Here is an 11884-nt window from a genome sequence, read left to right as displayed (position 1 = left end):
AATAAATCCCTTAATTTCTGTGAGTTCCTATTCATGCGATTTCCTCCTTGTAAATAGATGTTTTCTAATTACAAGGGCCGCTTTAGCTACTGAGAACTTTGAGAAGTAGCTAAAGCGGCCGCATTTTATGACTGATTTGTCAATAGTTTATTAAAAAAATCCCACACCACATTTCTGTGATGTGAGATTTTCTTAACTTAATGCCATTGAACACCGTCCCCAGTATTTTTTTTCGTCTAATAGATTGACTGTGCAATGCAAATCACATATAACATAAGTGCAATAGCAAGGAAAGGAGAACTTGTGAAAGGGGGGAATAATATGGCAAAGACTGTCCATCATGGTGGTAAAGTTGGAGTTGCCGGTAAAACATTAGCTAGTAATTCTTCTAGCAAATCTGCAAAAAGTAAAGCAGGTAAAACAGGACAAGGTTTTTAATCCATTTGAAAAGCCGGATATAAAAGAAAAATATGCTGCTATTGTATGTGATACTGCAGTTTTAGCAAGGATGATTGGCAAAGAATATTACGAGGGAGCAGAGACAAGTATGGTAATTGACCATCATGCTTCCAATGAGGGGTATGGAGATGTGAATTATACCAAAATCTCAGAAGTCTGCGCAGAGAATATTTACTACATTTTAGACCCGGCCAAGCTGAAGAATACCCTCAATTCAGGCAGGAAATACTTGAGCGGATTGTTGCAATGAGAAAAATTTCTGATCAAGATAAATAAGAAACGGAGTACAGGAGAAAGTAAATGGTAAAACAAATCGTAAGAGACATTTTCTTTTTAGGTCAGCCATCCGAACCAGCTACGAAAGCTGATATCCAGGTTGGAAAGGATCTGCAGGATACACTGCAGGCAAACCGGGAACGGTGCGTTGGTATGGCTGCAAACATGATTGGCGTAAAGAAGAATATCATTATTGTGAATATGGGATTCATAGATGTTGTGATGTTTAATCCGGTGATTGTTTCAAAGTATGACATGTATGAGACAGAGGAAGGTTGTCTGTCCCTAGACGGTGTTCGTAAGACGACCAGGTACCAGGAAATTGAAGTAGAGTATTATGACTTCAACTGGAAGAAACAGCGCCAAAAATTGTCAGGATGGACAGCACAGATCTGCCAGCATGAAATGGATCATTTGTCCGGAAAGATAATATAACTGAATGCGGATTGTGAGGTGACGGATATGCTGAAAAATGTACTGATCGTGGTGGAGGATATGGAAAAATCCATAGAGTTTTATAGGGATTTATTTGGACTGAAAGTGGTTCTTAAGAATGAAGGTAATGTGATCTTATCGGAGGGACTTGTGTTGCAGGATGCCGACATATGGGGGAAGACGCTGAATGAGACTTCTACGCCATTTAATAACAGGATGGAATTGTATTTCGAGGATTTTGATATAGATGGATTGCTTGCGAAATATGAATCTGGTAAGTATTCCGTTCGATATGCCACAGAACTGACAGAACTTGCAAGTGGGCAGAAGCTTGTAAGACTGTATGATCCGAGTGGTAATCTTATTGAGGTTCGCACTCCATTCAGGTGTAATTAAAGGAGAGAATATGCAGATTTTTGTTGATGCAGATGCAGTGGATTATAAACTGATCAGTATTTGTCATAAAGGCGATATTGTTGTATCACAGGATTACGGAGTGGCGGCAATGGCGCTGGGAAAGAGCGCATATGCGATTCATCAATCCGGGAAATGGTATACCAATGAGAATATTGACCAGATGCTTATGGAACGGCATCTGAATAAGAAGGCACGAAGGGCATCCGGAAAGAATCACTTAAAAGGACCAAGAAAACGAACATCGGAGGATGAGGAGCATTTTAGAGAATCCTTCGAGAGAATGATACATATGGCAATGGATAAGGAGAACTAGTTCGAAATGGAAGAATGTAGATTTCATATTGGTGATGTAGTCCAGCATTTTAAACGGGAAAATGTAAATCTGGAAACAGCGGAGTACTTGTACCGGATTCTGGCTTTTGCACAGCATACAGAAAATGATGAGAAGCTGGTGATTTATCAGGCATTGTATCCGCCTTATAAAACATGTGCCAGGCCATACGATATGTTTTGCAGTGAAGTGGATCGGGAGAAGTATCCGAATGCGAAGCAGAAATATCGATTTGAGGTAGTTCCGGTAGCTTTTTGGCCAAGATAATATGGGTAGAAAAGAGAAAGACAATTGGAAAAAGAAACGTCGACAGGAATATCTGGAAAAGAAAGAATTCCGTTACTACATTTTCTATGAGGGACAAGCAACGGAATCTAAATATTTTGATAAGTAATCTGAACATATGGAGTTTTGAAAGAGTATGGAAGTAAGAAAATGACGGTAAATAAGATGTTATGCCAATTTACAGTGAAAAATTTTAGAAGTATACACTATAACAGTAAGAACTGGATATAATCTAAGACGTTTGCAGGAAGATGGTTTTCAGGTATATACAATAAAAAAAGAATTACACGAGGTAGGAATTACAACTATGCAGACATCATTTGGGAATGCTGGTAGTAGCAATGGTTGGTGCGGATGCCAGAGCTACTACGGATCTGGGAATTCACAAAACAGATTTAATTCAGTATTTGACGTCACAAACGGTAACAGAAACACAGGCATTTATCACAACACTTGATAAGAAAGACGCATCCAATCAATTAATTGGTGTAGATGATAATGGTTACCGATTACGCTCAAAAAACAGGAGACGTGGTGATATGTGTGGAATGCGTAAATCGCTTTGAGACTCATATTTTAAATATTGCGTCTGATGCAGTGCAGTTTTGCAAGGATGTAGGAGCCCCAAATATAAAAGTTCATTTAGACTGTTTCCATATGATAAGAGAAGAAAAAAGTTTTCGGAAAGCAGTTTTGAATTGTGGAAAGGAATATCTAGGTTATGTACATGTAAATGAAAATGACAGAGGAATTCCTGGCACAGGCATGGTTCCATTTGAGGAATTTTTTAGAGCACTTGTAGAAATTGGATATGAGGGACCGTTAGTAATTGAGTCGTTTGATCCAAGCTTTGAAAAAACAGCAGGGAACTGTGCAATATGGAGAAAATTTGCTGAAACAGGAGAAGATCTGGCGAGAGAAGGTCTTGCTAATTTGAAAAAGATTGCTTCAGTAATTTAAGTGATAAAATAAAAAAACTGACAGCCTCTTTTTGTACGCTTGATTGATTTCATGACGGTAAAAAAAGTATTGACAAAGCAACATGAACAGTGTATATTTTCAATATGAACAGCGTTCATTATAAACTATCGATCACACATTGGAGGTTAGAAATTGAATCATCTTGCTACTTCAAAAGAAGATATATTGGCTGCCAGCCGCGAATTGATGAAAGAAAATGGATGGGCGGCCGTAAGCATACGGGCAGTGGCATCAAGATGTTCCGTGTCAACCGGTACAATTTATAATTATTACGAATCCAAAGCAGATTTACTTGGGGATACCATTGAGAGTATTTGGCGCGAAATCTTTTTTCAACCTGAAGATGAACAGGTCTTTAAAGATGTTGTTGCGTGTATCTCATGGATCTATAAAAGATTAGAATATGGAAATAAGCAATTTCCGGGGTTTTTCTCGCTTCATTCGTTCGTATTCATGAAAGATGAAAAAACGGACGGGAAAAAGAAAATGCTGCAGACATGGGGACATATCCAGAATGGATTGTATGATATATTAAAGAACGATTCTAAGATTCGTTCAGATGTATTCGATCAGCAATTTACGGAAAGACAATTTGCAGATATATTATTTTCTTTAATATTAGTATCGATGATTCGTCAGGATTATGATCCATCGTCAGTGTTGACGCTTATTCATAAAACTTTATATCAGATGTGAGATGACTCCCACTGCTATGAAATTCTCCCACATAGTATTGTGGGAAAATTTTTGAAACAAAATGAACAATGTTCAATATAAAATTTTAAAATATGAAAGGATGTTTCATTATGCAGGCAATCGTAGAAACTTTATTTGACACCGTATATTTGATTTCAGTTATTACAATCGGAATTTTAATGATCTGTAAGAGCAAAGGAAATCGTCAGTTTACCTTGTTTGGAATGATGGCAGTTCTGCTAGGCAGTGGAGATGCATTCCACCTGATTCCTCGTGCAACCGCACTTTGTACAACCGGTCTTGAGAATTTTACCGTACAGCTGGGACTGGGTAAGTGGATAACATCCATTACCATGACCATCTTTTATGTGGTACTTTATCATGTATGGCGTGAACGTTATCAGATCAAAGACCGTAAAACAACTACAGCAATTATCTATGGTCTTGCAGTATTAAGAATTGTTTTGTGTATGATGCCTCAGAATAAGTGGCTCACTGCAGATGCTCCGCTTTCCTGGGGTATCTACCGGAACATTCCGTTTGCACTGATGGGACTGATAATCATCGTTTTATTCTATAAAAGTGCAAAAGAAAATCATGATACATCTTTCCGTTGGATGTGGCTGACAATCGTCCTGAGCTTTGCATTCTATATTCCGGTTGTGTTGTGGGCAGAGGTAATACCAATGATCGGTATGCTGATGATTCCTAAAACATGTGCCTATGTGTGGACAGTGTTGATTGGCTATAAGGCAATGAAAAAAGAAGTTGCTTAAGAACATCGGGGAAGAAATGAGAGGTGGCCGTTGGCCACCTCTCATTTTATCTTATCAGTAAATAGGCTGTGTAACTAATATAGAGAAGAATACAAATGACACCTTCCAGGCGTGTCATCTTTTTTTTGCTTCTGGCGAAAAGATACAGAATAATCGCACTTACAGTCAGTAACAGACAGTCAATCACGGATTCATCCAGGACATGCAGAGGAGAGATGACGGATGACATACCAAGAATGAACAGGATATTGAACAGGTTGGAACCAATGGCATTTCCCAGTGCCAGACTGCTGTCTCCCTTGCGAGTAGCTACAATGGAAGTTACCAGTTCTGGCAGAGAGGTGCCGATAGCGATGATCGTCAGACCGATAAAGTTCTGACTGACGCCCCAGCTCCTGGCAATGATGCAGGCTTTGTCTACTACCAGATCGCCGCCAAAGATAACAGCTGCCAGACCACCGACAATGTAGAGCAGGCTGACTGGGAGAGAAAGTGTCTGAATATCAGCTCCCGGTTCTCTGTTTTTTAAAGCGGAGCGGATCATGAAGCAGAGATAAAGAACCATACCGGCAAGAAGCAGAATACCTTCTGTACGACTAAGTTTTCCATCCAGGAACATCAGACAGAGAATGGCACTGACAAAGATATTTAATGGCATATCCCGTTTCAGAATATCTTTATTTGTCTGGAAGGCGGCAAGGACGGCACAGACACCGACCACCACAAGACCATTGAAAATATTGGATCCCACCACATTACTGATAGCGATATCGTTGCTTCCTGCCAGGGCTGCGTTGATACTGACAGAGGCTTCCGGTGCACTGGTTCCCATGGCAACGATGGTCAGTCCGATGATGACACTTGGGATTCGGAGAATGCGGGCAAGAGAAGAACTTCCTTCCACGAAGAAGTCTGCCCCCTTGATTAAAAGAACAAAACCGACGAGTAATAATACATATTCCATATAGGCTCCTTTCCTGTGATAAAAGAGTCTGGAATAAAAAAAGAGACTCTTATCACATCAAAAAATGATGGATAAAAGTCTCGTTATTTCAATAACAACCGGCCAGATGGCGTGATGACGATCGCTATTCCATCAGAGAACATCTGATGGTTAACTACTCCCCTTTATTCCTGATAACAGAATAGGTTTTCTGTTGTTGAATATATTCTATGCAGAATAAAAGAAAATGTCAACCCTGACTGTAAAAAACTGTTATAGCAGTGTAAATGATGGATGTATTCATGTATAATAAAAATAGATACAAAACACGAGCGAGTCTGAAATAAGGGAGGTTAGGATCATGAAAAAAATTTCTGTGGTTATAAGCGTTTGTGCAGTACTGTTATCTTTTAACATCTGTGGTGAAGATATGGGAGTCGTATCTGCCCAAACCCCTGGGGCAGAAGAGAGCCTGACAATTCTGCAGGATATTATCAGGGAAGACGAATGTCAGGTCGGAATGGCATTTCTTGGATATATCGATGAAGCAGCAGAAGTATCAGAGATACTGGAATATACCAGGCAGGAAGAATTGACTGATGCCTATCCATTTTTACAGGATGGGACAGTTGTTGATGCAGGTGGCTGTGAAATATATGCCATTGTTCCGAGGGATGACAGTAAGGTCAGTGTTTATCCGGCTCAGATTACGGAAGAAGGAGAATATGTGGACGAGCTGAATGACCCGTGGTATATGGGGCAGGAGAATGAAGTCATTATCCTGCGGTGCAATATGAGTGAGATTCATTCTAATGTAATGGTTTCTGTACAGAAGCAGAATATGAGTGTGCAATACCATCCTATGGTGTCATTAAGGGATGGACATCTTGCAGCAGAAGCCTACTGCTATGATTTCTCTATCTATGATAATGATTGGGAAGAGTATGATCCGGAATATTATGATTTAGAAAGTTATAATTCAGAATATTATGAACCAGAGTATTATGATTCGTCATTGGATATAAATATTGCCCGGGAATTACTGGCAGAAACGGACGAGGTTCGTTACTATCTCAGCCTTGGAATGTCATTATGGTATACAGGAACTGAGGAGTATATTGGTGGAAGATATTGCCCGGTATTTGTACTGGGAACAGATCAGGAGGATCATTTTACAAAAGAAAATTATTATGCAGTAGGCGACAATGTGGTTTATTATTATGATGTACTGGGCGATGCATGGCTTCTGCTGGGAGCCGGATGATGACCATGTTCTTGCACATAGGACAGTAGATTTTGCTGATCAGTTTAAGGATGGCTCAACTTGTTTTGAAATGGGGACAAGATTTACGATTATCTATAAGTGAACGAATGGGAAATGGCTTCAAAATCATTTGAAGCCATTTTGACTATCGCAATAACTTTAAGATGTCTTTTGGTGGCAGCGGAGCAGAGAAATAATACCCCTGAATCATATCAACGCCCCAGCCGCTTATTATTTCCATTTCTTCTTTGGTTTCCACACCTTCAGATACAATATGATAATTCATTTTAAGAAAAGTATCCACAATACTCTGATAAAACAGGGCCCGTTTTTCGTCACTGCAGATGTCAAAAAGAAGGGATCTGTCAAGCTTAATTGTGGAAAATGGAAGTCTCATAACGGTATTTAAATTGGCATATCCGGAGCCGAAGTCATCCAGACACAGCCGGATACCGGCACGGGTAAATTCATCCGCAACCATCCGCAGGCTTGTATTATATTCTGTTGCGACTGTCTCTGTTATCTCAAACTGTATCCACTCATGAGGAATTCCATATTCATCCATTATATGGATAAAATGACTGCTGCAGTCATTTCTCATCAGATCAAGAGAAGATAAATTTACTTTAACATTTAGCAGCTGGTTCATCAGTACGCTGTTTTCATTCAGAAATCTGCAGACACGTTGAAACTGTAAATCTGTAATCTGTTCAATGATATGATTCTTTTCTGCAAGCTGAATGAATACATCCGGTGCAATCCAGCCAAGTTCTGGATGATGCAGACGGCTCAGAGCCTCCAGTGTGATGTATCGTTCCTCACGGGCAGAATATACAGGCTGATAATAAACTTCAAAGAGATCTTCAGAAATTGCCGTATGCAGATATTGTTCCACCTGTTTATTATACAGAAAACCATTCATCGTCTGACGGTCATCCTGTATCACTTCTGTCAGTCCGCTTTGAGGAGCCAGAGATTCAAGGTATTCTGCATATTCCAGAATCAGTCCGCTTTCTCCAATCTTTTCTGCATTGACAATCCCGCTGAGGATCACAGGTATCATAATTTTTTTATCATTTGTGTCCAGTTTCATGTTCACGTCAAACAAATTCTTTAATTGTGCGAAATAATATTCATATTCTTTCAGAGAATCTGTCAGCACCAGAAAGCGTTTCCCGGTTATTCGAAAGGCATTCCTGCCGCACAGATCCTCAAGCTTTTTTGCGGTTGTCTGTAAAATAAGGTTGCCATCCTGAATCCCGGCAATCTTATTAATATGCTTTAACTGATAAAGGTACACTGTAATAATATGAAAAGATTTTCCAGCTTTAATCAGCTCATTGCTTTTTCTGGTCAGATAGAGATGATTATATAATCCGGTCATACTGTCCATATTTGCATGAGGATTATTAATGGTAATAAATAACGCCAGGATGCCAAGACTCAGGCCGAATCCTGTTGTCAGGAGCGGATGATATACAAACTGGATTATCACACCACTTCCGCACAGCAGAAGAATCTCCAGAAGTATTTTCACTTTTTGTATACCCAGTTCTTTCCACCATTTAATAATAAGGATCAGTGCAGCCACGATATGGCATAAGGCACTGTAATACATCAGCGTGTACCAGGGTCCTGTCATATAGCCGCCTGATACATCAAAGTAAAATAGTTTTTCTGTGAACGGATTTGTAAGTATGATACAAAGTAATGCGATGGTCGGAATCCCGGATATCAGTATTTTTTTTATCGAAATAACGTTATGATCATGTAGTGTATGGACATAAAAGATCAATGTATAGGGAAGCAGTGCCTGAAACAGATAAAAAATGGTTGTTGAAAACCATGCTGTCATTCCCAGTTCACTGTTGTAAGAAGTAATACAATAATTACTGAGAAGTTCGGCAGCTACGTCCATTGTACCAAGAGCAGCAAAGAAAAGAAATACCTGATTATTCAGATCTTTGGCTCTTCTCTGTCCCAGAAAATGATACAGAATCAGCAATAAAATAATCATTGCTGCGATCAGAAAATCGAAATTATAATAGCGCATATTTATCCTCCGACTCTTTTTCTTTATTGAAAAGCAGCATCTGGTCTGCCTGCATTTTCCAGTCACTGATGGAAACCAGAGTTCCATCTGTTTTTCGCAGATAACTGTACCCAAATTTCAGGTGGATACGATTTCCACCAGTTGTTTCTTTTTTTAACTCATCTTTTATAAAGCGTTCCCATTCTGCAGGTGTCTTTTGCGGATTGGACACAATGACAGCAAATTCATCACCTTCAATGCGAAAACACTGCACCTGCTGTTCATAAGAACCATTTTCTACGGGACGGATACTTCTCGCTGTCCGGATGACGGCTTCGTCTCCGCGCTGCAGTCCATACATATCATTAATTTTTTTCAGGCCATCAATTTCTATAAACAAAAGCAGTACATTTTCAAGTAATGCAGCTTCTGTCTGAATTTTATTAACTGCCTGTTCGAATGCCTTTCTGTTTTTCAGTCCGGTCATCCGATCTTCTAATGACATCCTTTCATATACCGCCTGTTCCAGCCGGAACTGAACATCATCGGACACTTTGCAGAGTAATCCCCAGAATAGAAAAGCAATATAGAGAACAATACCAAACTGGAATACGGCATCATACCAATATATGGAAAAGATCCAGTACAGTGCAAGTGCGATGACACCACTAAGTCCCAATACTTCAAATGCTTTCAGACAAAGTCCTAATACCTGTGTCTGACTTCTTTGATATTCCCGCCACAGAAGAAGGATCATTGCTATAACACCGGTAAAAAGGATGAGATGAGTCACAAACAGCATATGGACAAAAGGAACTTGCAGAATGATGTGGATGACTGTCTGCAAGACCGCATTTCCATAAAGCAGCAAAATCCATATCTGAGGAATCCATCTTTTGCTTTTACTGACCGTATCCTGTATAAAATGCAGTATCGGAACCGACATTAGCATGAATGCATAAAAGGAAACCAGTGTTCCGGCAGCACTCTGTTTTCCATACATCTGATAAATCCCAGAATCCAGTATGCACCACAGGCTGCATAGAATTAAAAAGACTGCCACATCAAAAAAACGTTTCTCCGCAATCTTTCTATGTCTGGCATAGAAGTAAATAATTACAGATACAATGCCAAGACCAATCATACCAAAAACCATCAGGATCGAAAAAGCAGATTCCTGAAAATGATGTCTGATGATATCAGAATAGGATCCAATGAGAGGCGCCTGTACATACAGCCGGCTGTTTTGTCTGCCCCTGAAAATAAGACATAGTGGTTCCTGCCCGGTTTTATCCGATAAACAGGCGTCTGCCCAGAGTTTCCCCTTCATTTGACTGTTTTTCTGAAAATTGTCATCTCTGTATTGATAAAGAAGCTGATCGCCCAGACGGATTTCCAGATGATTCTGTACACCTCTGATGGATACAAATTTTCCAATATCCGCATCTGTCAGCGTATCATTATAAAGAATGGCTTCACCATCAGAATTCGTGATGACAGAACAAGGAAGCTCAAGGTCGGTTCGTTCTCCGTTTTTTATCTGATACCAGTCACTGCTGAGGGAAACAAATGAATTCACCTCAGGGTCTGCATTTGGCTGATAAATCATTCGAACTGAAAGGATCAGAAAGAATGACACAATTATTATGCAGAGGATTTCCATTTGTTTCCATTTCATATTCATGTTGTCTTTCATAATGTTTCTCCTGCTTTGAAAAAAGAAAATGCACTGTCCTTTCAGACAATGCATGATAAACGTGGGCACTGACTTTGTGTCGCATATTTCTATAAAGTCCATCTGTGTATAAGAAGATTTTAACATTGTACATATAACAAAATCAAGAATTTTATCATGTGCATACATGATTTCGGCGCATCGCGAAGCGTGTTTCATGTTATACTGTAATTACGTAAATGTTCAGCAACACTGTCCTGTGAGGGAACATGTATATGCAAAAATTCAGAGATACGCATAATGCGAAAATGGAGTCGTCCTGTGATGAAACAGAAAAATAGTACAATTGTTTTAACAAGCCAAATCGGCAGAGCCAATGTAGATGAGACAATGAAGGAACTGGAAACACATGGATCTTTTGAACTACCTGTAGAGACTTACACCGATAACTGTGAGATTTTCCGTTCGCTTTATAATCACTGGCACAGAGAAATGGAAATTGTCTGCATCGATCAGGGAAAGGGGCTTGCCAGACTGAATCGAGAGACCATTCGGCTGAAAAAGGGAGATCTGTTGATTGTAAACAGCGGAGTGATCCATGGAATCAAGTCTGATAGCAGAAATATTTTATATTACAGAAGTGTGGTGTTTGATTTGAACTTCCTTTCCGGATCAGCAGGCGATCTCTGTCAGGAAATGGTGATCTCACTTCTGATGGAAAATAAGGCAGAGTTTACACATTTGATTACAGACACAGCGGAACACTATGAGCAGCTGTACCATCTGTTTTGTGAGATACATCAGTGTCATAAAGAGAAAAAACCATTTTATTATATTCACCTGAAAGCACTTTTTTATGAGTTTTTTTATGAGATGTTCGCGGGAAATTATATTATTACGACGGATGCAGAACAGAACAGGAATCTGTTATCTGTTAAGAAAGTACTGGAGTACATCAGTATTCATTACAGGGAGCCATTGTCTGTGAAAGAACTGTCCGGGATCTCAAATTACAGTGAATTTTACTTCATGAAACTGTTTAAACAGTATACAGGGAAAACGGCAGCAGCGTATCTGAATGATTATCGGCTGGAGAAAGCCAAATCGCTGCTGCTGCACACAGATAATTCTGTTACGGATATTGCTACCGAGGTAGGTTTTAATAATACCAGTTATTTTATAAAAAAATTTCAGGAAGCGAACCAGATTTCCCCTCATAAATTTCGCAAAAAAATGTCATAATAGAACAGTTTTGTTGTATTTTTCTTTTAAATACATATGCTAAGATAACGATATCGGAGAAACATAAGATAT

The 11884-nt window shown here is 39.4% G+C and carries 11 protein-coding genes and 4 pseudogenes; 12 read left to right on the top strand and 3 right to left on the bottom strand.

Annotated elements, in window-relative coordinates; genetic code table 11:
* Positions 1-508 precede the first annotated feature (508 nt).
* The 10 genes and pseudogenes from H8716_RS09555 (at position 509) to H8716_RS09510 (ending at position 4656) form a co-directional block, all read left to right on the top strand.
* Positions 509-709 (top strand): hypothetical protein, encoded by a 201-nt coding sequence (locus H8716_RS09555; protein WP_249308457.1) that lies wholly within the window; start codon positions 509-511, stop codon positions 707-709.
* A 50-nt stretch (positions 710-759) separates the two neighbouring features.
* Positions 760-1170 (top strand): peptide deformylase, encoded by a 411-nt coding sequence (locus H8716_RS09550; RefSeq protein ID WP_249308456.1) that lies wholly within the window; start codon positions 760-762, stop codon positions 1168-1170.
* A gap of 27 nt (positions 1171-1197) precedes the next feature.
* Positions 1198-1566, top strand: coding sequence for a VOC family protein (locus H8716_RS09545; protein WP_249308454.1), 369 nt, complete (start codon positions 1198-1200; stop codon positions 1564-1566).
* A 25-nt stretch (positions 1567-1591) separates the two neighbouring features.
* A pseudogene (locus tag H8716_RS09540) lies at positions 1592-1900 on the top strand (DUF188 domain-containing protein); the annotation flags it as partial.
* A 30-nt stretch (positions 1901-1930) separates the two neighbouring features.
* Positions 1931-2185 (top strand): annotated as a pseudogene (locus H8716_RS09535) (DUF1653 domain-containing protein); the annotation flags it as partial.
* A gap of 220 nt (positions 2186-2405) precedes the next feature.
* Positions 2406-2534: pseudogene (locus H8716_RS09530) on the top strand (type IV toxin-antitoxin system AbiEi family antitoxin domain-containing protein); the annotation flags it as partial.
* A gap of 31 nt (positions 2535-2565) precedes the next feature.
* Positions 2566-2721: pseudogene (locus H8716_RS17865) on the top strand (Gfo/Idh/MocA family protein); the annotation flags it as partial.
* Positions 2722-2746: 25 nt separating this feature from the next.
* Entirely contained in the window at positions 2747-3163 is a 417-nt protein-coding gene (locus H8716_RS09520) for a sugar phosphate isomerase/epimerase family protein (protein ID WP_249308450.1), read from the top strand.
* A 153-nt stretch (positions 3164-3316) separates the two neighbouring features.
* Positions 3317-3880, top strand: a complete 564-nt coding sequence (locus H8716_RS09515; RefSeq protein ID WP_249308448.1) for a TetR/AcrR family transcriptional regulator — start codon at positions 3317-3319, stop codon at positions 3878-3880.
* A gap of 110 nt (positions 3881-3990) precedes the next feature.
* Positions 3991-4656 (top strand): hypothetical protein, encoded by a 666-nt coding sequence (locus tag H8716_RS09510; RefSeq protein WP_249308446.1) that lies wholly within the window; start codon positions 3991-3993, stop codon positions 4654-4656.
* Positions 4657-4702: 46 nt separating this feature from the next.
* On the opposite strand, the gene H8716_RS09505 is transcribed toward H8716_RS09510, so the two are convergent.
* On the bottom strand, positions 4703-5620 hold the full coding sequence (locus H8716_RS09505) for a calcium/sodium antiporter (protein ID WP_249308444.1): 918 nt from the start codon (positions 5618-5620) through the stop codon (positions 4703-4705).
* Between the two features lie 340 nt (positions 5621-5960).
* On the opposite strand from H8716_RS09505, the gene H8716_RS09500 reads away from it, so the two are divergent.
* Positions 5961-6863 carry a hypothetical protein gene (locus H8716_RS09500; protein ID WP_249308442.1) on the top strand — a complete coding sequence of 301 codons (903 nt, stop codon included), beginning with the start codon at positions 5961-5963 and terminating at the stop codon, positions 6861-6863.
* Between the two features lie 145 nt (positions 6864-7008).
* Here the strand turns inward: H8716_RS09500 and H8716_RS09495 are convergent, their stop codons facing one another.
* Positions 7009-8916, bottom strand: coding sequence for an EAL domain-containing protein (locus H8716_RS09495; protein WP_249308440.1), 1908 nt, complete (start codon positions 8914-8916; stop codon positions 7009-7011).
* Positions 8903-10591, bottom strand: coding sequence for a GGDEF domain-containing protein (locus tag H8716_RS09490; protein WP_249308438.1), 1689 nt, complete (start codon positions 10589-10591; stop codon positions 8903-8905). The genes H8716_RS09495 and H8716_RS09490 overlap by 14 nt, the downstream gene beginning before the upstream one ends.
* A gap of 303 nt (positions 10592-10894) precedes the next feature.
* Here H8716_RS09490 and H8716_RS09485 point away from each other — a divergent pair, with 303 nt between their 5' ends.
* The gene (locus H8716_RS09485; RefSeq protein ID WP_249308436.1) at positions 10895-11812 is read left to right on the top strand and encodes an AraC family transcriptional regulator; all 918 of its coding nucleotides are present in this window, start codon (positions 10895-10897) and stop codon (positions 11810-11812) included.
* Positions 11813-11884: the final 72 nt, after the last annotated feature.

Source organism: Jingyaoa shaoxingensis, from assembly GCF_014385005.1.
Classification (GTDB): Bacteria; Bacillota; Clostridia; order Lachnospirales; family Lachnospiraceae; genus Marvinbryantia; species Marvinbryantia shaoxingensis.
This window is presented reverse-complemented; position numbering and strand designations above follow the sequence as displayed.